The organism is Pseudomonas sp. SBT1-2, from assembly GCF_028640875.1.
In the GTDB taxonomy this organism is placed as follows: domain Bacteria; phylum Pseudomonadota; class Gammaproteobacteria; order Pseudomonadales; family Pseudomonadaceae; genus Aquipseudomonas; species Aquipseudomonas chlororaphis_I.
In genome coordinates, this window is the sequence record NZ_JAQZAA010000079.1 from 34,686 (window position 1) to 57,042 (window position 22,357).

At 64.4% G+C, this 22,357-nt stretch carries 19 protein-coding genes; 7 read left to right on the forward strand and 12 right to left on the reverse strand.

Going from position 1 to position 22,357, the window contains the following annotated elements:
- Positions 1-5: 5 nt before the first annotated feature.
- From PVZ78_RS13955 to PVZ78_RS14010, 12 genes are all read right to left on the reverse strand, one after another.
- Positions 6-551: a hypothetical protein gene (locus tag PVZ78_RS13955; RefSeq protein WP_009047177.1), complete on the reverse strand. Its 546-nt coding sequence runs from the start codon at positions 549-551 to the stop codon at positions 6-8.
- A gap of 137 nt (positions 552-688) precedes the next feature.
- Positions 689-1,405 carry a TetR/AcrR family transcriptional regulator gene (locus tag PVZ78_RS13960; RefSeq protein WP_009047176.1) on the reverse strand — a complete coding sequence of 239 codons (717 nt, stop codon included), beginning with the start codon at positions 1,403-1,405 and terminating at the stop codon, positions 689-691.
- Between the two features lie 101 nt (positions 1,406-1,506).
- Positions 1,507-3,006, reverse strand: a complete 1,500-nt coding sequence (gene lysS / locus PVZ78_RS13965; protein WP_009047175.1) for a lysine--tRNA ligase — start codon at positions 3,004-3,006, stop codon at positions 1,507-1,509.
- A gap of 110 nt (positions 3,007-3,116) precedes the next feature.
- Positions 3,117-4,212, reverse strand: a protein-coding gene (gene prfB / locus PVZ78_RS13970; protein WP_097305473.1) for a peptide chain release factor 2 whose coding sequence is annotated in 2 segments (ribosomal slippage) — positions 3,117-4,139 and positions 4,141-4,212 — 1,095 coding nt in all. Because the reading frame shifts where the segments join, the coding sequence is not laid out codon by codon here.
- Positions 4,213-4,320: 108 nt separating this feature from the next.
- A complete protein-coding gene (locus PVZ78_RS13975) occupies positions 4,321-5,322 on the reverse strand; it encodes a response regulator (protein WP_007927977.1) in 1,002 nt (333 codons plus the stop codon).
- Positions 5,323-5,370: 48 nt separating this feature from the next.
- Positions 5,371-6,384, reverse strand: coding sequence for a chemotaxis response regulator protein-glutamate methylesterase (locus PVZ78_RS13980; protein ID WP_009047174.1), 1,014 nt, complete (start codon positions 6,382-6,384; stop codon positions 5,371-5,373).
- On the reverse strand, positions 6,381-8,717 hold the full coding sequence (locus PVZ78_RS13985; protein WP_053268323.1) for a hybrid sensor histidine kinase/response regulator: 2,337 nt from the start codon (positions 8,715-8,717) through the stop codon (positions 6,381-6,383). The genes PVZ78_RS13980 and PVZ78_RS13985 overlap by 4 nt, the downstream gene beginning before the upstream one ends.
- Positions 8,714-9,394, reverse strand: a complete 681-nt coding sequence (locus tag PVZ78_RS13990) for a chemotaxis protein CheW (RefSeq protein WP_009047172.1) — start codon at positions 9,392-9,394, stop codon at positions 8,714-8,716. Before PVZ78_RS13990 ends, PVZ78_RS13985 begins: the two co-directional genes overlap by 4 nt.
- Entirely contained in the window at positions 9,391-10,665 is a 1,275-nt protein-coding gene (locus tag PVZ78_RS13995; RefSeq protein ID WP_009047171.1) for a CheR family methyltransferase, read from the reverse strand. The genes PVZ78_RS13990 and PVZ78_RS13995 overlap by 4 nt, the downstream gene beginning before the upstream one ends.
- On the reverse strand, positions 10,662-11,198 hold the full coding sequence (locus PVZ78_RS14000) for a chemotaxis protein CheW (RefSeq protein WP_009047170.1): 537 nt from the start codon (positions 11,196-11,198) through the stop codon (positions 10,662-10,664). Before PVZ78_RS14000 ends, PVZ78_RS13995 begins: the two co-directional genes overlap by 4 nt.
- Positions 11,198-12,820, reverse strand: coding sequence for a methyl-accepting chemotaxis protein (locus PVZ78_RS14005; protein ID WP_009047169.1), 1,623 nt, complete (start codon positions 12,818-12,820; stop codon positions 11,198-11,200). Before PVZ78_RS14005 ends, PVZ78_RS14000 begins: the two co-directional genes overlap by 1 nt.
- Before the next feature lie 232 nt (positions 12,821-13,052).
- Positions 13,053-13,778 (reverse strand): tellurite resistance TerB family protein, encoded by a 726-nt coding sequence (locus PVZ78_RS14010; RefSeq protein ID WP_273828832.1) that lies wholly within the window; start codon positions 13,776-13,778, stop codon positions 13,053-13,055.
- A 190-nt stretch (positions 13,779-13,968) separates the two neighbouring features.
- Between PVZ78_RS14010 and PVZ78_RS14015 the strand changes: the two genes are divergently transcribed.
- The 7 genes from PVZ78_RS14015 to PVZ78_RS14045 all read left to right on the forward strand — a co-directional run bounded on the left by PVZ78_RS14015 (position 13,969) and on the right by PVZ78_RS14045 (position 22,308).
- Entirely contained in the window at positions 13,969-14,883 is a 915-nt protein-coding gene (locus tag PVZ78_RS14015) for a LysR family transcriptional regulator (RefSeq protein ID WP_009047167.1), read from the forward strand.
- 104 nt (positions 14,884-14,987) lie between these two features.
- Positions 14,988-16,478 carry a gamma-aminobutyraldehyde dehydrogenase gene (locus PVZ78_RS14020; RefSeq protein WP_028681738.1) on the forward strand — a complete coding sequence of 497 codons (1,491 nt, stop codon included), beginning with the start codon at positions 14,988-14,990 and terminating at the stop codon, positions 16,476-16,478.
- 87 nt (positions 16,479-16,565) lie between these two features.
- Complete coding sequence (ydcS, locus tag PVZ78_RS14025) at positions 16,566-17,717, forward strand: putative ABC transporter substrate-binding protein YdcS (protein WP_273828833.1); 1,152 nt, start codon at positions 16,566-16,568, stop codon at positions 17,715-17,717.
- A gap of 202 nt (positions 17,718-17,919) precedes the next feature.
- Positions 17,920-18,957: an ABC transporter ATP-binding protein gene (locus PVZ78_RS14030; protein ID WP_009047164.1), complete on the forward strand. Its 1,038-nt coding sequence runs from the start codon at positions 17,920-17,922 to the stop codon at positions 18,955-18,957.
- Position 18,958: 1 nt separating this feature from the next.
- On the forward strand, positions 18,959-19,906 hold the full coding sequence (locus tag PVZ78_RS14035) for an ABC transporter permease (RefSeq protein ID WP_009047163.1): 948 nt from the start codon (positions 18,959-18,961) through the stop codon (positions 19,904-19,906).
- Positions 19,896-20,723, forward strand: coding sequence for an ABC transporter permease (locus PVZ78_RS14040; RefSeq protein ID WP_273828834.1), 828 nt, complete (start codon positions 19,896-19,898; stop codon positions 20,721-20,723). Before PVZ78_RS14035 ends, PVZ78_RS14040 begins: the two co-directional genes overlap by 11 nt.
- Before the next feature lie 160 nt (positions 20,724-20,883).
- The gene (locus PVZ78_RS14045) at positions 20,884-22,308 is read left to right on the forward strand and encodes a gamma-aminobutyraldehyde dehydrogenase (RefSeq protein WP_009047161.1); all 1,425 of its coding nucleotides are present in this window, start codon (positions 20,884-20,886) and stop codon (positions 22,306-22,308) included.
- Positions 22,309-22,357 lie beyond the last annotated feature (49 nt).

The following is a 22,357-nucleotide window of genomic DNA, read 5'->3' on the forward strand; positions in this document are numbered from 1 at the left end:
TGCGTTTACTTGCCCGCCCGCTGGAAGCGCGCCGCCTCGACGAACACGTCGGAGTTGGCGGGGTCGTCCAGATAGGCGAAAACCTGTGGTAGCGCGCTGTCGATCAGCACGCCCTCGCCGTCCTTGGTGTCGAACGGTTCGCCTCGCAGGGCATTCTGCCCGCGGGCCTGATTGATCTGCTCGAGATCGAGCTGGTAGAGCACCAGTTCGTGGTCGTCGGTCAACTCGAAACCGGCGATGGTGAAGTGCCCACCCAGCGCCTGGGGCACCGCCGCCGAGAGATACCAGCGGCTGCCATGGCGGGAAACGGTGAACTCGTAGGTGTCGTGCTGTTGCGGCCTGGCCTTGACGGAAGTGACGGCCTTGTAGCGGTTGTTGCCGATGCGGCTCAGCTGCAGGGTGAGCGGTTCGCCCCAGGCATTCTTGCTGGTCCATTTGCCCAGCAACGCCGCAGGCGCTGCCTGGTCGGCCGGCAAGGGTTCCTTGAAGGACACCAGGCAGCCGCTGAGCAGCAGGAACGACAAGGCGATCACAACACGCCAGGCTTTCATTCAACACTCCCTATCAGCAGTCGACTCAAACACGCGTGGCAGCTGATGAAGCCCGCGTTCGCTCCAGCGCCCATGGAATCCGCAGGAAGGCCCTTCGGACCTTATCGCAGCCTGCGGCAGCAGCTACAGGGAACACATCACACCGAGGCCAGAACCAGATGCATGTACCGGGTAAGAATGCCCAGCATGTCTTCGTCGGCCAACGGCTCTGCCCCGTTGAGCAGGCCCTGATATTCCATCCGTCCGATTATAGACGTCAACACTTTGGCATCCTGTTGCGGCTCGCGGGAACCCAATACCTGGAAGAACTGGCAGGTGCCGTGCAGCAGGATCTGCTGGTGGGAGCGCACCAGCACCGCCAGGCGCGGGTTGAGCAGCGCCTCCTGGCGAAACGCCTGCTCGGCCATCAGATGCTCGCGGCGGTTATGCAGTTGCCGCTGCACGTAGTCGGCGGTCAGGCGGGCAATGTCATCGGCCAGTTGTGCGCGGGACTCCGGGCTGCCGTCGCCATAGGCGACCATCTCCCGCAGCAAGCCTTCGTTGTTGGCCCAGAGCTTGGCCATGAAGGCGGCGCTGCGCTCGACGTATTGGGCGAAGGTATCGGTGAGCAGGTCATCGATATCCTTGAAGTAATAGGTGGTGGCCGACAGCGGCACACCGGCTTCGGCGGCGACCGCGCGATGACGCACGGCGCGCACGCCATCGCGCACGACGATGCGCATGGCCGCGTCGAGAATATCCTGGCGACGTTGCTCACTGCCCTGTCGGCTGGCCTTGCGGCCCTGGTACTGAACACTTTCAGCGACCGCAGTGGCGATGCCAGCTGCACCTTCTTGAGCAATTGCACGGTTCACGACAGGTATTCCTCTCACATAAAAAATGAAAAAAGCAGTACGTCAGTGCCACACAGACAATAAAAAGCCGCCTGTTAGCGGCGGCTTTTTATTCAACATATTTACGCTTGCGGCCGCATGTGCGGGAACAGGATCACGTCGCGGATCGACGGGGAGTTGGTCAGCAGCATCACCAGGCGGTCGATGCCGATACCTTCACCGGCGGTCGGCGGCATGCCGTACTCCAGGGCGCGAACGAAGTCAGCATCGTAGTGCATGGCTTCGTCGTCACCGGCGTCCTTGTCGGCCACCTGGGCCATGAAACGCTCGGCCTGGTCTTCCGCGTCGTTCAACTCGGAGTAGGCGTTGGCGATTTCGCGACCACCGATGAACAGCTCGAAACGATCGGTCACGTTCGGGTTCTCGTCGTTGCGACGGGCCAGCGGCGAGACTTCGAACGGGTACTGGGTAATGAAGTGCGGCTGTTCCAGCTTGTGCTCGACCAGCTCTTCGAAAATCATCACCTGCAGCTTGCCCAGGCCTTCGAAGCCGAGCACCTTGGCACCGGCCTTCTTGGCGATGGCACGGGCCTTGTCGATGTCGTTCAGATCATCGGCGGTCAGCTCAGGGTTGTACTTGAGGATCGAGTCGAACACCGACAGACGGACGAACGGCTCGCCGAAGTGGAACACCTTGTCGCCGTACGGCACGTCGGTGCTGCCCAGGACCAGCTGCGCCAGCTCGCGGAACAGTTCTTCGGTCAGGTCCATGTTGTCTTCGTAGTCGGCGTAGGCCTGGTAGAACTCCAACATGGTGAATTCAGGGTTGTGCCGGGTCGAAACACCTTCGTTACGGAAGTTGCGGTTGATCTCGAACACTTTCTCGAAGCCACCGACCACCAGACGCTTCAGATACAGCTCCGGCGCGATACGCAGGAACATTTCCATGTCCAGGGCGTTGTGGTGGGTCTCGAACGGCTTGGCCGCCGCGCCGCCAGGAATGGTCTGCAGCATCGGCGTTTCCACTTCCAGGAAGTCACGCTTCATCAGGAAGCTGCGGATGTGGGCGATGACCTGGGAACGCACGCGGAAGGTTTCGCGCACGTCTTCGTTGACGATCAGGTCGACGTAGCGCTGGCGATAACGCTGCTCGGTGTCGGTCAGGCCGTGATGCTTGTCCGGCAGCGGGCGCAGCGACTTGGTCAGCAGGCGCACGTTGGTCATCTCGACGTACAGGTCGCCCTTGCCGGAACGGGCCAGGGTGCCTTCGGCGGCGATGATGTCGCCCAGGTCCCAGGTCTTGACCGCATTAAGGGTGTCTTCCGGCAAGGTCTTGCGGTTGACGTAGACCTGGATACGCCCGGTCATGTCCTGGATCACCATGAACGAGCCACGGTTGAGCATGATGCGACCGGCAACCTTGACCGGAATCGCCGCCTCGGCCAGCTCTTCCTTGGTCTTGTCCGCGTACTGTTTCTGCAGGTCGTTGCAGTAGTTGTCGCGGCGGAAGTCGTTGGGGAAGGCCTGACCCTTGGCGCGCTCGGCAGCAAGCTTTTCCTTGCGCAGGGCGATCAGGGTGTTTTCTTCCTGTTGCAGGGCCTGGTCGAGTTGTAGGTCGCTCATGTCTTTAAAATTTCCATCACAGGTTCGTTGCCCCTTGCCTGTGGCAAGGGATCGCGGGCCGGCCGCGCTCCTACAGAAGCGCGCCGTGCCCGCGGCATGGGTATCGCGGCTTACAGCCCCGACTTCAGGCTGGCCACCAGGTATTCGTCGATGTCGCCGTCGAGCACCTTGTCGCAGTCACTGCGTTCGATGTTGGTACGCAGATCCTTGATCCGCGAAGCATCGAGCACGTAGGAACGGATCTGGTGGCCCCAGCCGATGTCGGACTTGCTGTCTTCCAGCGCCTGGGAAGCGGCGTTGCGCTTCTGGATCTCCTGCTCGTACAACCGGGCCCGCAGCATCTTCATGGCGGTGTCCTTGTTGGCGTGCTGGGACCGTTCGTTCTGGCAGCTGACCACGGTGTTGGTCGGTACGTGGGTGATACGTACGGCCGAGTCGGTGGTGTTTACGTGCTGACCACCGGCACCGGAGGAACGGTAGGTGTCGATCCGCAGGTCCGCCGGGTTGATCTCGATTTCCACCTTGTCGTCGATCTCGGGCGACACGAACACGGCCGAGAACGAGGTGTGGCGGCGGGCGCCGGAGTCGAACGGGCTCTTGCGCACCAGGCGGTGCACGCCGATCTCGGTGCGCAGCCAGCCAAAGGCGTACTCGCCCTTGATGTGCACGGTGGCGCCCTTGATGCCGGCGACTTCGCCTTCGGACAGTTCCATGATGGTGGCGTCGAAGCCACGCTTGGAGGCCCAGCGCAGGTACATGCGCAGCAGGATGTTGGCCCAGTCCTGGGCTTCGGTGCCGCCGGAGCCGGCCTGGATGTCCAGGTAGGCGTTGTTCATGTCCATCTCGCCGCTGAACATGCGACGGAATTCCAGCTTGGCCAGGGCTTCGTCGAGACGGGTCAGTTCGGCGACCACGTCGCCCACTGTGCCTTCATCGTTCTCTTCGACGGCCATGTCCAGCAGATCGCGGCAATCGGCCAGGCCACCGGACAACTCGTCCAGGGTCTCGACGATCTGCGCCAGCGCAGCGCGTTCGCGGCCCAGTTCCTGGGCATATTCAGGCTTGTTCCAGACGTTCGGATCTTCAAGCTCGCGATTGACTTCGGTCAGACGCTCATGCTTTTGATCGTAGTCAAAGATACCCCCGAATAGTTTCGGAGCGCTCGGACAGGTCCTTGATAGTGTTAAGGATCGGGTTGATTTCCATGGCAGGCAGCACTCGTTGGCGAACTTTTGAAAGCCGGCGAGTATAACGTAATCAAGCTGGCGCGGCAGCCCGCCTGGCGGCTTTAGGCCCCCGCGGTGGCGGTTTTTTTCACTCGATCCCTACCTGGTTGCGACCATTGTGCTTGGCCAGATACAGGCCTTTGTCGGCGGCCGAGATCAATTGCCGGCAACTGGTGCTCGGCTGCGGCGTCATGGTCGACAGACCGATGCTGATGGTCAGGCTGGCCCCTTCGGTTGGCGCGATATGCGGAATCTTCAGCGCGGCCACGGTCTGGCGCAGCTTCTCGGCCACCAGCCGCGCCCCGCCGGGCGAGGTGTTCGGCAGCACCAGGGCAAACTCCTCCCCGCCATAACGCGCCGGTAAATCCGACGGTCGGCTGCTGGCCTCGCGGATCGCCGTCGCCACCTTGCGCAGGGCTTCATCGCCCTCCAGGTGGCCGAAGTTGTCGTTGTAGGACTTGAAGTAGTCGACATCGATCATCAGCAGCGACAACTGGGTCTGGTCGCGCATTGCCCGGCGCCATTCCAGCTCCAGGTACTCGTCGAAATGCCGGCGGTTGGACAGGCCGGTCAGGCCATCGGAGTTCATCAGGCGCTGCAGCACCAGGTTGGTATCGAGCAACTGCTGCTGGCTGACCCGCAGTGCGCGATAGGCCGCGTCCCGCTGCAACAGGGTCATGTAGGAGCGCGAGTGGTAACGGATGCGCGCCACCAGCTCGATATTATCCGGCAGCTTGACCAGGTAATCGTTGGCCCCGGCCGCGAAGGCCGCACTCTTGATCAGCGGGTCTTCCTTGGTCGAAAGCACGATGATCGGAATATTCTGGGTCGCCGGGTGGTTGCGGTACTCGCGCACCAGCGTCAACCCGTCCAGGCCCGGCATCACCAGGTCCTGCAGGATCACCGTCGGCTTGATGCGGATCGCCTGGGCAATGGCCTGGTGCGGGTCGGCACAAAAATGGAAGTCGATGTTTTCTTCATTCGCCAACCCACGCCGCACAGCCTCACCGATCATTGCCTGGTCGTCGACCAGCAGCACCATCGCAGCATTTTCATCGGTTTTAAAATCGTCGAGCTGTAAATCATTCATGGGTTGTCACCTGAGTTGCTACCTGGCCAGGACAGCTGCGTTTGTCGGTCATTTGGCAAATATCTCCAGCAATCGTGGAGCGATCTTGTCCAGTGGGCGAATCTCTGTGGCAGCGTCGATGGCAGCCGCCGCCTTGGGCATGCCATACACCGCGCTACTATTCTGGTCCTGGGCGATGGTCAGGTAACCCTGATCGCGCATCAGCTTCAGGCCCTGGGCGCCGTCGCGGCCCATGCCGGTCAGCAGTACGCCGACCGCGTCGCCATTCCAGTAACTGGCGACACTTTCAAAAAACACATCGATCGATGGCCGATAGATCTCGTTTACCGGCTCGGCGGTGTAGGCCAGGGTGCCGTTCTTCAACAGCCGGATATGGTGGTTGGTCCCGGCCAGCAGCACCGTGCCGCTCTGCGGTGGCTCGCCTTCGCGGGCCAGGCGCACCTTCAGCCCGGAAGCGCTGCTGAGCCATTCGGCCATGCCCGCGGCGAATACCTGGTCGACGTGCTGCACCAGCACGATGGCGGCCGGAAAATGGGCGGGCAGCCCCTTGAGCAGCACTTCCAGCGCGGCCGGGCCACCGGCGGACGAGCCGATCGCCACCAGGCCCTGACGTTGCGCCATGGTGCGCATCGGCGCCGGTGCCGAACGCACGTGGTTGCCGCGCTGCTGGCCGATCAGCCAGCCGATATTGAGGATCTTGCGCAGTAAAGGCGCCGCCGCTTCCTGCGCATTGCCAGCCCCCAGGGCCGGTGTATCGACCACGTCCAGCGCGCCATGGCCCATGGCCTCGAACACCCGATGCACGTTCTGCTGGCGATCCACCGTGACGATCACGATGGCGCAAGGGGTTTCGGCCATGATCCGGCGGGTCGCCTCCACGCCGTCCATCACCGGCATGATCAGGTCCATCAGGATCAGGTCGGGCGTCAGCTGCGCGCAGTATTCGACCGCTTCGGCGCCATTGGTCGCGACCCACACCACTTCATGCGCGGGTTCGAAGGCCAGGGCCCGGCGCAGGGCCTCCACGGCCATGGGCATGTCATTGACGATCGCGATTTTCATGCCCGCGCTCCTCCAATCAGCTCCACCACCGCATCCAGCAGGGCGTCGTCATGGAAACTGGCTTTGGCTAGATAATAGTCGGCTCCGGCATCCAGTCCACGGCGCCGGTCCTCTTCGCGATCCTTGTAGGAAACCACCATCACCGGCAACGACTGCAGGCGATTGTCACGGCGCAGGAGTGTGACCAATTCAATCCCATCCATTCGGGGCATATCGATGTCAGTGATCAGCAGGTCGAAGTCTTCCGAACGCAGGGCGTTCCAGCCATCCATGCCGTCGACGGCGACCGCTACGTCATAACCACGGTTGAGCAAAAGCTTGCGTTGCAGCTCACGCACAGTGAGCGAGTCGTCGACCACCAGGATGCGCTTGCGCGCCGTCTCGGCCTGATGGCGGTTGTGACGGGCGATGCGCTCCAGCCGGCCGGTATTGAGCAGCTTGTCCACCGAACGCAGCATGTCCTCGACGTCGACGATCAGCACCACGGAGCCGTCATCGAGCAAGGCCCCGGCGGAAATGTCCTGGACCTTGCCCAGGCGGTCGTCCAGCGGCAGCACCACCAGGGTCCGTTCGCCGATGAAACGCTCGACCGCCACGCCATAGACCGCGTCGCGCTCGCGAATCACCACCACCTTGAGTGTGGAGTCGTTGCTCTGCCCCGCCGGGCGTTGCAACAGCTGGCTGGCCGCGACCAGGCCGACATGGCGGCCTTCGTGCCAGAAATGCTGGCGCCCTTCCAGCTGGACAATGTCATCGGGCTCCAGGTCGCACATGCGTTCGATATGCGCCAGCGGGAAGGCGTAGGCCTCTTCGCCGACCTCCACCACCAGGCTGCGCACCACCGACAGGGTCAGCGGCACTTCGAGGTGGAAACGACTGCCCTGCCCCGCCACCTGCTCCATCTGCACCGCGCCGCGCAGCTGGCGCACCATGTGCTGCACCGCATCCAGGCCGACACCGCGCCCGGAGACCTCGGTGACCTTGTCCCGCAGGCTGAAGCCCGGCAGGAACAGGAAGGTCAGCAGTTCTTCCTCGCTCAGTTGGGCAGCGGTCTCGGCCGGGGACAGCTGGCGCTCGACGATGCTCTGGCGCACCCGTTCCAGGTCGACGCCATTGCCGTCGTCGCTGAGTTCCAGCACCAGCAATCCGGCCTGGTGGGAAGCGCGCAGGCGAATCAGGCCCTCGGCCGGCTTGCCCGCCAGCAGTCGCTGCTCGGGCATTTCGATGCCGTGATCGACCGCGTTGCGCAGCAGGTGGGTCAATGGCGCCTCGAGTTTTTCCAGCACGTCGCGATCGACCTGGGTCTTCTCACCTTCGACTTCCAGGCGGACCTGCTTGCCCAGGCTGCGCCCCAGGTCGCGGACCATCCGTACCTGGCCCATCAGCACATCGGCGAACGGCCGCATGCGACAGGCCAGCGCGGTGTCGTAGAGCACCTGGGCACGCTGGCTGGCCTGCCAGCCGAACTCATCCAGCTCGGCGGTTTTCTCGGTCAGCAGCTGCTGGGACTCCGCCAGCAGGCGCCGCGCATCCTCCAGGGCTTCGAGGGCCTCCAGGCCCAACACCTGCTCCTTGAGATGCCCATTGAGGTTTTCCAGGGCGCGCAGCCCGTTGCTCTGCATGCGCTTGAGGCGCTGCAGGGCCGCCAGGTACGGCTTCAGGCGCTGGGTTTCCACCAGCGACTTGCTCGACAGATCGAGCAGGCTGTTCAAGCGTTCGGCCGTGACCCGCAGCACCCGCTCGCCACCCTCGGCGAGCTTCTTGCCCTTCTGCGCAAGCGCCGCGGCCGTCTCTTGCAGGGTTTCCTGCAGTACCTCCTGCGGCATCTCGAACGGCGGGACCTGCGGTTCGGGTTCGACCCGCGGGGCCTCCAGCTGCAGCTCGGCCATGGGCAACAGGCCTGGCTCGACCCTGGGCGGGACAGCGCCTGCAGCCGGCGCACCCGACGAGCCGATCAACTGCTCCATGAGCGCCACATAGGCGGCAATGTCCTGATCACCGACCTGGCTGCCCGGCGTGGCAATGCGCATCAGGAAATCGGTGCCCTGCAGCAGCGCATCGATATGCTCGGGATGCAGGTACAGCCGCCCTTCCTGGGCGCTGACCAGGCAATCTTCCATCACATGGGCCACGCTGACGCCAGCGTCGACCCCGACAATCCGCGCCGCGCCCTTGAGCGAGTGAGCGGCGCGCATGCAGGCTTCCAACTGGTCGGCCTGGATCGGATTGCGTTCCAGCGCCAGCAGGCCGGCACTGAGCACCTGGGTCTGGGTTTCGGCTTCCAGGCTGAAGAGTTCGAGCAGCGAGGCGTCGCGCATTTGATCGGGGGTCATGTCAGGCTCCGGGTCACGGCAGACAGCAACTGCTCTTCATCCAGCCAACGCAGGCTGCGGCCCTTCCATTGCAGGACGCCACGGGTGTACTTGGCACTGGCCTGCTGGCCGGAAACCGCGGCGGCGTCCAGGGTGCGCTCGTCGATGGCATGGATACCCTCCACCTCGTCCACCGGCACCACCACCGGGCCGCCCTGGGCGGCGATGATCAGCATGCGCGGAATGACCCGCGCGCCCGACACGACCGTGCCGCTGGTGTCCAGCCCCAGCAGTTCCACCAACGACAGGCAGGCCACCAGCGCACCACGCACATTCGCCACGCCCAGCAAGGCCCGCGAGCGCTGGTGCGGCAAGGAATGGATCGGTTGCAGCGGCGCCACTTCCACCAGGCAACGGGTGGCAATGCCCAGCCACTCCTCGCCCAGGCGGAACATCAACAGCGAACGGGTGACGACATCCGTATCGGCCTCGGCCGTGTGCTCAGGACGCTCCTGCTGCAACGCATAGCGGTCGAGCAGACGGGTGGCCGCGGCGGAATACACCGAGCAGTTGCGGCAATGCACATGCCCGGCCAGCAACGGGCAACTCTTGTCGCCATGGATACCGATGCGGTTCCAGCAATCGTCGATGGCCTGCGCATCTTCGTGGGTCACGTTCAACGAAACAGAGCCGCTCATGATTTACGCTCACTGTCTGCTGCACGGCCGCTACGGGCCGCACGCTCCTGCAATCGACGGGCACCGGCGACGTCGCCCTGGGAAGCCAGCAAGGCGGCCAGGTGCGCCAGCGCTTCGGCGTGCTGCGGGTCCAAGTACAGGGCCTTGCGATAGAAACCCTGGGCTTCCAGGGCGCTGCCCGCCACGTCGCTGAGCAGCCCTAGCCAATAGAACACCTGCGCCACCGGCTCGTGGGTATCCAGGTAGTGCTCGCAGGCCGCCCGGGCCTCGGCGCTTTTACCTTCGTTGGCCAGGGCCGCGATGCTCGCCAGCAGGGTCGTGGCGTCGCTGACCGGCCTGGTCGGCGCCGGGCGCTGGCTCGCCACGGCGGCACTGGAAAACGGCCGGCTGCGCACGGGCGGCGCGATGCTGCGCACCGGCTGGCGTGCCGGCAATGCGCTTGGGACAAAGGCCGGCGCGGGTTCGGGCTCGGGTTCGTTATGCCGGCTGAAGGCAAAGGACTGGGCAATGCCGATCGAACGCATGCCCAAACGGCCCAGCAGGCTGCCTTCGGCCGGGCCGATGAACAACACGCCTTCAACGTGAGTCAGGCGCTTGAGCACTTCGAACACCTGGCGCTGGGTCGGCTGATCGAAATAGATCAGCAGGTTGCGACAGAAGACAAAATCGTAGGGCGGTTCATGGGCCAGCAAGGTCGGGTCCAGCAGGTTGCCGACCTGCAGGCGCACTTGTTCGCGCACCCGCTCGCTGAGGCTGTAGCGCTCATCTTCGGCGGTGAAGTGCCGCTCGCGGAAATCGCTGTGCTGGCCGCGAAAGGAGTTCTTGCCGTACACCGCCTGCCTGGCCCGCTCGACCGACAGCGGGCTGACATCGAAGCCATCGACCTTGAATTGATGGGGGGCAAGCCCGGCGTCGAACAGGGCCATGGCAATCGAGTACGGCTCTTCGCCGGTGGAGCACGGCAGGCTGAGGATGCGCAATGCGCGCATGCCCTTGAGTTGGGAAAGGCGCGAGAGGGCGAGTTTGGCCAGGGTCGCGAAGGACTCCGGGTACCGGAAAAACCAGGTTTCCGGGACGATCACCGCCTCGATCAACGCTTGCTGTTCATCGCGCGAGCCTTGCAGGGTCTGCCAGTAATGGTCGGTGCTGGGCGCCTGCTGGGCGATGCTGCGCTGGCGCACCGCGCGCTCGATGATCGCCGGCCCCACCGAGGCCACGTCGAGGCCGATGCGCTCCTTGAGAAAATCGAAAAATCGCTGGTCGCTGCTCATGACGACTCCCCGAGCAACGCCGGATCCAGTGGCGGCGAGGGAAACAGCAGCGCACGCACCTCGGCATCCAGCAGATCGTCGACCCGCACCCATTGCAGCAGGCCCTGGGCGTCTTCATGGACCGGCCCCAGGTACGGCGCATTGCGGTTATCCAGGCCGTAGGCCTTGAAGTCCTGCGGGTTGCACCGCAGGGTGTCGGTGGCCTGCTCGAGGATCAGCCCCAGCAACCGCGCGGGCTGTGCCGCCTGCGGGCGGTAATGCACCAGCACCAGGCGGGTGCTGGTGCGTTCCTGCGCCGGCTGGCCAAAGGTCAGGGCGCTCAGGTCGAGCACCGGCACCACCGCGCCGCGATGGGCAAAGACCCCGGCCACCCAGGACGGCGCCCGGGGAATCGGCTTGAGTTGCAGGCGCGGCAATACCTCGACCACCTCGACGGCCTGCAAGGCGTAACGTTCGGTGCCGATGCGGAACACCAGGAACAGCGCGTCTTTGGTCGCCGTCCCTGCGCCGCCTTTCGCTGCGAGCTCGTTCATCAGACTTTGAAACGCGAGACGCCGCTGCGCAGCCCCACCGCCACCTGGCTCAGTTCATCGATGGCGAAACTGGCCTGGCGCAGCGACTCGACGGTCTGGCTGCTGGCATCGCCCAGTTGCACCAGGGCGTGGTTGATCTGCTCGGCACCGGTGGCCTGGGCCTGCATGCCCTCGTTGACCATCAACACCCGCGGCGCCAGGGCCTGGACCTGATGGATGATCTGCGACAGCTGCTCGCCGACCTGCTGCACCTCGGCCATGCCGCGGCGCACTTCTTCGGAGAACTTGTCCATGCCCATGACCCCGGCCGAGACCGCCGACTGGATCTCCCGGACCATTTGCTCGATGTCGTAGGTGGCGACCGCGGTCTGGTCCGCCAGGCGCCGCACTTCGGTGGCCACCACGGCAAAACCGCGCCCGTATTCGCCGGCCTTCTCGGCTTCGATCGCGGCGTTGAGCGACAGCAGGTTGGTCTGGTCGGCGACCTTGACGATGGTCACCACCACCTGGTTGATGTTGCCGGCCTTCTCATTGAGGATCGCCAGCTTGGCGTTGACCAGGTCGGCCGCGCCCATCACCGAATGCATGGTTTCTTCCATCCGCGCCAAGCCTTGCTGGCCGGAGCCGGCCAGCACCGAAGCCTGGTCGGCGGCGGTGGAGACTTCGGTCATGGTGCGCACCAGATCGCGCGAGGTGGCCGCGATTTCCCGGGAGGTCGCGCCAATTTCGGTGGTGGTTGCCGCGGTCTCGGTGGCGGTGGCCTGTTGCTGCTTGGAGGTGGCGGCAATCTCGGTGACCGAGGTGGTGACCTGGACCGAGGAGCGCTGCGCCTGGGACACCAGGGAGTTGAGTTCGGTCATCATGTCGTTGAAGCCGGTTTCCACGGCGCCGAATTCGTCCTTGCGCTCCAGGTTCAGGCGGCTGGTCAGATCGCCCGTGCGCATGACGTCGAGGATCTTCACGATACGGTTCATCGGCGCCATGATCGCGCGCATCAGCAACAGGCCGCACAGGCCCGCCGCCAGCACCGCCACCAGCAGGGAAACGCCCATGGTGACCTTGGCCTCGGCCACCGCATCGTCGATCTGCGAGGCGGCCGAATCGGCGACCCCCTTGTTCTCGTCGATGATGTCGTTGAGTTTCATCCGACCGGCGATCCAGGTGGGCGTCAACTGCTCATGGAACACGCGGACAGCCTCGGCTTCCTGATTACGCCGATGCAGATCCAGGACCGAGGCCTGAATCCTGAGAAATTCCTGATGGCGCTTTTCAAACTCGTCGAACTCCTGCCGGTCTGTCTCGCCGCGAAGCGTTCCCTTGTAGCTGGCCATGTATTTCTGCAGGCGTTGCTCGAAGCTTTTGAAGTCCGCCTCATCCTTGGCACTGACGCCCTTGCCTTCGTTCAGGCCGATGATTTCCTGGGTATGCAGGAAACTGTCGACCCATGAACCGCGAATCATCGAACTGAAATAGACCCCGGGAATGGCATCGGAACGCATGCGGTCTTCACCGGCCTCGATCTTCAACAAGCGGGAGTACGAGGCTATGACCATCAGCAGCATGATGGTGATAATCACCGCAAAGCTCGCCAAAATGCGTTGGCGCAACGTCCAGTTCTTCACAGTCAGTCCTCGGGGCCATTCAAATGGTGGGGAGTATAGCCGAGGGCGTACCATCATTTATCAGCGTGTTGCGCACCACGTCTCACTCAGAGCGAAAGGCAGGGTCCGCTCTGGAGGGCTACTTTCCGCCAGATGGCTCGAGCGCCGCCAGTGATGATCCGGCACAAGCAGAGGGTATTTCAGCCATCAAAGAGGGCGTGCGAAGCTTTCTCCAGCGCACGCCCGATTGGCGTCAAAGACTGGCCTGGCGCACCTGTTTTTCCAGTTCGAGCTTCAACCCCGGCTCCAGCTTGAGCTGACGCGACAGCTCATCCAGGTAGGCCTTCTCCATGAAGTTTTCCTCGTCCACCAGCATCACGCTGGCGACGTACATTTCGGCGGCCATTTCCGGCGTGCCGGCGGCCCGCGCGACATCCGCCGGGTCCAAGGGTTTGTTGAGTTCGGCGTGCAACCAGTGCTGCAGCTCCTGGTCGTTGTCCAGCTTGGTGAACTCACCTTCGATCAGGGCGCGCTCGCGCTCGTCGATATGGCCATCGGCCTTGGCTGCGGCCACCAGCGCCTTGAGAATCGCCTGGCTGTGCTGCTCGACCTGCTGCGCGGGCAGGCGGTCGAGGGTCTGCGGCTCGCTTTTCAGCGCACCGGCCTGCTGCGCCTGCCAGTTGCCGTAGGCCTTGTAGGCGATCACGCCCAATGCCGCCAGGCCGCCGTAGGTCAACGCCTTGCCCCCGAACTTGCGGGCTTTTTTATTGCCCAGCAGCAAGCCCATGGCGCCGGCCGCCAACGCCCCGCCACCAGCACCGGATAACAGGCTGCCGAGCCCACCGGACCCGCCACCGAGCAACCCGCCCAGCGCGCCCTTGTCGGCAGCGGATGCCTTGTTCTGCTGCGCCCCGGCCTTGTTCTGCAACAGCTCCTGGCCGGACTTGAGCAATTGATCGAGCAATCCACGGGTGTTCATCCAAACCTCCAGCAATTTGAGTTGATCGAATCAATAAGGCCACCAGCCTAGATCGAAGTGCCCAGCGCCTGGGCTCGAGTGTGCTTCCAGATGTTGCTTCGCCGGACTCGGCCATGCGCCTGGGCAGTCGTTCGATTAAAAAGATATACACTCGAAAAAATCGATAAAAACGCCTGACCGGTGATTGCCCATGATGACCCTGCGCCAGATCCGTCACTTCATCGCCGTGGCCGAGACCGGATCGATCTCGTCCGCCGCCCAGGCAGTGTTCATTTCCCAGTCGACCCTGACCCTGGCGATCCAGCAGCTCGAACAGGAAATCGGCGTCAGCCTGTTCAACCGCCATGCCAAGGGCATGACCCTGACCCACCAGGGCCACCAGTTCCTGCGCCAGGCGCACCTGATCCTGGCCACGGTCGACAACGCCAAGCGCAGCCTGCAACAGAGCACCGACCAGGTGGCCGGCCAGTTGATCGTCGGCGTGACCAGCCTGGTCGCCGGTTACTACCTGGCGGATTTGCTCACGCGTTTCCAGCGCGCCTACCCCAATGTGGAAATCCGCGTGATGGAGGATGAGCGCCCCTACATCGAGCACTTGCTGGTCAGCGGCGAAATCGACGTCGGGGTGTTGATCCTCTCCAACCTAGAGGACCGCCACGCCCTGCAGACCGAAGTGCTGACCCACTCCCCTCACCGCCTGTGGCTGCCTGCCCAGCATCCGTTGCTGGAACACGACAGCATCAACCTGGCGGATGTCGCGCGCGAGCCGCTGATCCAGCTCAACGTCGATGAAATGGACCGCAACGCCCAGCGCCTGTGGTCCGGCGCCGGCCTGCAACCGCGCGTCACCTTGCGCACCGCCTCCACCGAAGCGGTGCGCAGCCTGGTGGCGGCCGGGCTTGGGGTGTCGATCCAGCCGGACATGACCTATCGCCCCTGGTCGCTGGAGGGCGACATCATCGAAGCCCGGCCCATCGCCGACCTCAGCCAGACCCTCGACGTCGGCCTGGCCTGGCGTCGTGGCGCGGCGCGCCCGACGCTGGTGGACCCGTTCCTGACCGTGGCCCGCGAACAGCCCCACGGCGGGCGCAAGCCATCTATTTAATCGAACGCTGCATTCAGTATTTAGTATTTGTCGAGCACCGGCCCCGCCACTAGTCTCTGATCATCCGTCCAGAGAGGGCCGGGCCTCCGTCACTGGAGAGCACCATGGCCATACAAGAAAAGAGAACCCGGAAAATGGCTGGCGCGCAGACTCCGTTGTCCACCGCTTTGTTGATCGATGGCGAATTGGTCGCCGGCCAGGGGCTTGTCGAGCCGATCCTCAACCCGGCCACCGGCGAAGTGCTGACCCAGATCGCCGAGGCCAGCAGCGAACAGGTGGAAGGCGCGATCCTCGCCGCCCACCGCGCCTTTACCGACTGGTCGCGAACCACGCCCCAGCAACGCTCGAACATCCTCCTGGCGATTGCCGATGCCGTGGAAAAGCAGGCCGACCACCTGGCCCGCCTGGAATCGCTGAATTGCGGCAAACCGCTGCACCTGGCGCGCCAGGATGATCTGGGCGCCACCGTCGACGTGTTCCGTTTTTTTGCCGGCGCGGTGCGCTGCCAGACCGGCCAGTTGGCCGGCGAGTACCTGCCGGGCTACACCAGCATGGTGCGGCGCGACCCCATCGGTGTGGTGGCGTCCATCGCGCCGTGGAACTACCCGATCATGATGGCCGCCTGGAAGATCGCTCCGGCCCTGGCCGCCGGCAACACCCTGGTGTTCAAGCCGTCGGAGCACACCCCGCTGTCGATCCTGGCCCTGGCGCCGACCCTGGCCGAACTGCTGCCGCGCGGCGTGCTGAACATTGTCTGCGGCGGTGGCGAAGGCGTCGGCAGCCACCTGGTCAGCCATCCCAAGGTGCGCATGGTGTCGCTGACCGGCGATATCGTCACCGGGCAGAAGATCCTCCAGGCCGCCTCGAAAACCCTGAAACGCACGCACCTGGAGCTGGGCGGCAAGGCCCCGGTGATCGTCTGCAACGATGCCGACCTGCAGGCCGTGGTCGAAGGCGTGCGCAACTACGGCTACTACAACGCCGGCCAGGACTGCACCGCGGCCTGCCGGATCTACGCCCAGGGCGGAATCCATGACCGCCTGGTGGCCGAGCTGGGCGCCGCCGTGAGTAGCCTGCGGTTCGCCGGCAAGCGCGATGCCGACAACGAGATCGGCCCGCTGATCAGTACCCGCCAGCGCGATCGCGTGGCCAGCTTCGTCGAACGCGCCCTGGGCCAACCGCATATCGAGCGGGTGACCGGCGCCGCGGTGCATTCGGGCGCCGGTTTCTATTACCAGCCGACCCTGTTGGCAGGCTGCCGGCAGCAGGATGAAATCGTCCAGCGCGAAGTCTTCGGCCCGGTGGTCACCGTCACCCGTTTCGACGAGCTGGCGCAGGCGGTGGAATGGGCCAACGACTCGGAATACGGCCTGGCCTCGTCGGTCTGGACCCAGAACCTGGACAAGGCCATGCAGGTGGCGGCCCGCCTGCAATACGGCTGCACCTGGATCAACAGCCATTTCATGCTGGCCAGCGAAATGCCCCACGGCGGCTTGAAACGCTCCGGCTACGGCAAGGACCTGTCCAGCGATTCGCTGCAGGACTACAGCGTGGTGCGGCACATCATGGCCCGCCACGGCAATGACCTGGAATAACGGCACTAAGCTAATAACAAGCCCTTAGGGCGCGCTCCACCACGTTCACAACTGCCCCGACCATAATTTGAAGAAGAGGGTTTCCCCATGTTCGTGCACAAGACCGCACTGCTCAGTGCAATCACCACCGCCCTGCTGGCCAGCGCCAGCCTCCAGGCCGCCGAACCGCTCAAGGCCGTCGGCGCCGGCGAAGGTCAGCTGGATATCGTGGCCTGGCCCGGCTACATCGAACGTGGCGAAAGCGACAAGAGTTACGACTGGGTCACCGGCTTCGAGAAAGAGACTGGTTGCAAGGTCAACGTCAAGACCGCGGGCACCTCCGACGAGATGGTCAGCCTGATGGCCAAGGGCGGCTACGACCTGGTCACCGCATCCGGCGACGCCTCCCTGCGGCTGATCGTCGGCAAGCGCGTGCAGCCGATCAACACCGCGCTGATTCCCAACTGGAAAAACCTCGATCCACGCCTCAAGGACGCGCCCTGGTACGTGGTCGACAAGCAGACCTACGGCACGCCCTACCAGTGGGGCCCGAACGTGCTGATGTACAACACCACCGTCTTCAAGCAGGCGCCGACCAGCTGGAACGTACTGTTCGATGCGCAGAACCTGCCGGACGGCAAGCCCAACAAGGGCCGCGTGCAAGCCTATGACGGGCCGATCTACATCGCCGACGCCGCGCTGTACCTCAAGAGCGCGAAACCGGAACTGGGGATCCAGAACCCTTACGAACTGACCGAGGCCCAGTACAAGGCGGTGCTCGACCTGCTGCGCGCCCAGCAGCCGCTGATCCACCGCTACTGGCACGACACCACGGTGCAGATGAGCGACTTCAAGAACGAAGGCGTGGTCGCCGCCAGCTCCTGGCCGTATCAGGTCAACGGCCTGATCAACGAGAAACAGCCGATCGCCTCGACCATTCCCAAGGAAGGGGCCACCGGCTGGGCCGACACCACCATGCTGCACAGCGAGGCCAAGCACCCCAACTGTGCCTACAAGTGGATGGACTGGTCGCTCACGCCGAAGGTCCAGGGTGACGTCGCCGCCTGGTTCGGTTCGCTGCCGGCCGTGCCGGCGGCCTGCAAGGAAAGCGAACTGCTGGGCGCCGAGGGCTGCAAGACCAACGGCTTCGACCAGTTCGACAAGATCGCCTTCTGGAAAACCCCGCAGGCCGAGGGCGGCAAGTTCGTGCCGTACAGCCGCTGGACCCAGGACTACATCGCGATCATGGGCGGGCGGTAAGCCCTCTGTAGCCGCTGCCGCAGGCTGCGCAAGGTCCGCTGGACCTTGTGCGCCCTGAGGATCGCCGCGCCCCTGCGGGGCGATCGCAGCCTGCGGCAGCGGCTACAGGTTCCTGCGCCAGGTTCGCTCCGGCAGGAGCGGCCTTCGCCGCCAGACCTGATCCCGCTTATTTCGACAGCGCGCTTTTCCGGAGCACCGCACCATGACGCTTGCAGTCCAGTTCACCAACGTTTCCCGGCAGTTTGGCGAGGTGAAGGCCGTTGACCGGGTTTCCATCGATATCCAGGACGGCGAGTTCTTTTCCATGCTCGGCCCTTCCGGCTCGGGCAAGACCACCTGCCTGCGCCTGATCGCCGGTTTCGAACAGCCGAGTGCCGGTTCGATCCACATCCACGGGGCCGAAGCCACTGGGTTGCCGCCCTACCAGCGCGACGTCAACACCGTGTTCCAGGATTACGCGCTGTTCCCCCATATGAACGTGCGCGACAACGTGGCCTACGGCCTGAAAGTCAAAGGCGTCGCCAAGGCCGAGCGCCTCAAACGCGCCGAGGAAGCCCTGGCCATGGTCGCCCTGGAAGGCTACGGCGAGCGCAAGCCGGTGCAGCTGTCCGGCGGCCAGCGCCAGCGCGTGGCCCTGGCCCGGGCGCTGGTCAATCGGCCGCGGGTCCTGCTGCTGGACGAACCCCTGGGAGCGCTGGACCTGAAGCTGCGCGAACAGATGCAGGGCGAACTGAAGAAGCTGCAGCGCCAGCTCGGCATCACCTTCATCTTCGTCACCCACGACCAGACCGAAGCCCTGTCGATGTCCGACCGCGTGGCAGTGTTCAACAAGGGCCGCATCGAGCAGGTCGACAGCCCGCGCAACCTGTACATGAAACCGGCCACCACCTTCGTCGCCGAGTTCGTCGGTACCTCCAACGTGATTCGCGGCGAGCTGGCCGAGCGCCTGAGCGGCAGCCAGCGGCCCTTTTCGATCCGCCCGGAACACGTGCGCTTCGCCGAAGGCCCGCTGTCCAGCCACGAGATCGAAGTCAGCGGCCTGCTGCACGATATCCAGTACCAGGGCAGCGCCACCCGCTACGAGCTGCAGCTGGACAACGGCCAGACCCTCAGCATCAGCCAGGCCAACGACCAATGGCTGGACAGCAGCGCCCAGCACCAGACCGGGCAACGCATCAGCGCGCGCTGGGCCCGCGAGGCGATGATCCCGCTGGCCGATACCCTGGCGAGCGGGGTGTGACATGAACACCCTGGCAATCACTCCCCAAAGCGCCGGCGGCTCGCCGCTGCGGCGCTTTTCCAACCTGCTGTACCGGCGGCCGAACCTGTACCTGGCGCTGCTGCTGGTACCACCGCTGCTCTGGTTCGGCGCGATCTACCTGGGCTCCTTGCTGGTCCTGCTCTGGCAAGGCTTCTACACCTTCGACGACTTCACCATGGCGGTCACCCCGGACCTGACCCTGGCCAACTTCGCCGCGCTGTTCCAGCCGTCGAACTTCGACATCATCCTGCGCACCCTGAGCATGGCCATCGCCGTCTCGCTTGCCAGCGCCGTGGTCGCCTTCCCCATCGCCTACTACATGGCGCGCTACACCAGCGGCAAGACCAAGGCGTTCTTCTATATCGCGGTGATGCTGCCGATGTGGGCCAGCTATATCGTCAAGGCCTACGCCTGGACCCTGCTGCTGGCCAAGGGCGGCGTGGCCCAGTGGTTCGTCCAGCACCTGGGGCTGGAGCCGCTGTTGCAGTTCATCCTGGGGATTCCCGGGGTCGGCGGCAGCACCCTGTCGACCTCGCACCTGGGACGCTTCATGGTGTTCGTCTATATCTGGCTGCCGTTCATGATCCTGCCGATCCAGGCGTCCCTGGAGCGCTTGCCGCCGTCCTTGCTGCAAGCCTCCGCCGACCTCGGCGCCAGGCCAAGCCAGACCTTCATGCAGGTGATCCTGCCGCTGTCGGTGCCGGGTATCGCCGCCGGCTCGATCTTCACCTTCTCCCTGACCCTGGGCGACTTCATCGTGCCGCAGCTGGTGGGCCCGCCCGGCTACTTCGTCGGCAGCATGGTCTACGCCCAGCAAGGGGCGATCGGCAACATGCCGATGGCCGCCGCCTTCACCCTGGTGCCGATCGTGCTGATCGCCATTTACCTGTCCATCGTCAAACGCCTGGGGGCCTTCGATGCGCTCTGATTCAGCCACGCACGGAGAACAAGCTTCACTGGGCCTGCGCCTTGCCGCGTGGGGTGGGTTGCTGTTCCTGCACTTCCCGATCCTGATCATCTTCCTCTACGCCTTCAACACCGAAGACGCTGCCTTCAGCTTTCCGCCCCGGGGCTTCACCCTGAAGTGGCTCAGCGTGGCCTTCGCCCGCCCCGACGTGCTCGAGGCCATCAAGCTGTCGCTGCAGATCGCCGCCATCGCCACCCTGATCGCCCTGATCCTCGGCACCCTGGCCTCGGCGGCGCTGTACCGGCGGGACTTCTTCGGCAAGCAGGGCATTTCGCTGATGCTGATCCTGCCCATCGCCCTGCCGGGGATCATCACCGGCATCGCCCTGCTGGCGACCTTCAAGACCTTGGGGATCGAGCCGGGGATGTTCACCATCATCGTTGGCCACGCGACCTTCTGCGTGGTGATTGTCTACAACAACGTGATCGCCCGTTTGCGCCGCACCTCCCACAGCCTGATCGAAGCCTCGATGGACCTGGGCGCCGACGGCTGGCAGACCTTCCGCTACATCATCCTGCCGAACCTCGGCTCGGCGTTGCTGGCCGGCGGCATGCTGGCGTTCGCCCTGTCGTTCGACGAAATCATCGTCACCACCTTCACCGCCGGCCATGAACGCACCCTGCCGCTGTGGCTGCTCAACCAGCTCAGCCGACCGCGGGACGTACCGGTGACCAACGTCGTCGCCATGCTGGTGATGCTGGTGACCATGCTGCCGATCCTCGGCGCCTATTACCTGACCCGCGGCGGCGAGAGCGTCGCGGGCAGCGGCGGCAAATAAAACCGGCTTGGAACCCGGGCCTGTAGGAGCGAGGCTTGCCCGCGAAGAGGCCTGCACATTCAACATCGATGTTGACTGCTAACGCGTTTTCGCGGGCAAGCCTCGCTCCTACAGAGGCTCGTTTCCATAGAAAAACAATAGCTTCGAAGAGGACACGAACATGCAAACCAAACTCTTGATCAACGGCCAACTGGTCACTGGTGAAGGCCCTGCCCAGCCGGTATTCAACCCGGCACTGGGCAAGGTGCTGGTGGACATCAACGAGGCCAGCGAAGCCCAGGTCGATGCCGCGGTGCGCGCCGCCGACGCGGCGTTCCAGAGCTGGTCGCAAACCGTGCCGAAAGAACGCTCGCTGCTGTTGCTCAAGCTGGCCGACAGCATCGAAGCCCACGGTGAAGAGCTGGCCCGGCTGGAGTCGGACAACTGCGGCAAGCCGCTGAGCGCGGCCTTGAACGACGAGATCCCGGCGATTGCCGACGTGTTCCGCTTCTTCGCCGGCGCCAGCCGTTGCCTCAGCAGTTCGGCCGGCGGCGAATACCTGCCGGGCCACACGTCGATGATCCGTCGCGACCCGGTGGGGGTAATCGCCTCCATCGCGCCGTGGAACTACCCGCTGATGATGGTCGCCTGGAAAATCGCCCCGGCCCTGGCCGCCGGCAACACCGTGGTGCTCAAGCCCTCGGAGCAGACCCCGCTGACCGCCCTGCGCCTGGCCGAACTGGCAGCCGGGATCTTTCCCGCCGGCGTGCTCAACCTGGTCTTCGGCCGCGGCGCCACGGTGGGCCAGCCGCTGGTGACCCATCCGAAGGTGCGCATGGTATCGCTCACTGGCTCCATCGCCACCGGCTCGAACATCATTTCCAGCACCGCCGACAGCGTCAAACGCATGCACATGGAACTGGGCGGCAAGGCGCCGGTGATCATCTTCGACGATGCCGACATCGACGCCGCCGTGGACGGCATCCGCACCTTCGGCTTCTACAACGCCGGCCAGGACTGTACCGCCGCCTGCCGCATCTATGCGCAGGAGGGCATCTACGAACGCTTCGTCGAGAAGCTCGGCGCAGCGGTCGCCAGCATCAAGTACGGCCTGCAGGGCGACCCGGACACCGAGCTGGGCCCGCTGATCAGCGCCCAGCACCGCGACCGCGTGGCCGGCTTCGTCGAGCGCGCCATCGCCCAGCCACATATCCGCCTGGTCACCGGCGGCAAGACGGTGGACGGCGACGGTTTCTTCTTCGAACCGACGGTGCTGGCCGACGCCCAGCAGGACGACGAAATCGTCCGCCGCGAAGTGTTCGGGCCGGTGGTCTCGGTCACCCGTTTCGCCGACGAAGCCCAGGTCCTGGGCTGGGCCAACGACTCGGACTACGGCCTGGCGTCCTCGGTGTGGACCGCCGATGTCGGCCGCGCCCACCGCCTCTCGGCGCGCCTGCAATATGGCTGCACCTGGGTCAACACCCACTTCATGCTGGTCAGCGAAATGCCCCACGGCGGGCAGAAACTCTCCGGCTACGGCAAGGACATGTCCATGTACGGCCTGGAGGACTACACCGTCGTGCGCCATGTGATGTTCAAGCACTGACCCGCATCGCGGGCAAGCCTCGCTCCTACGGACTGTATAAATCCGTAGG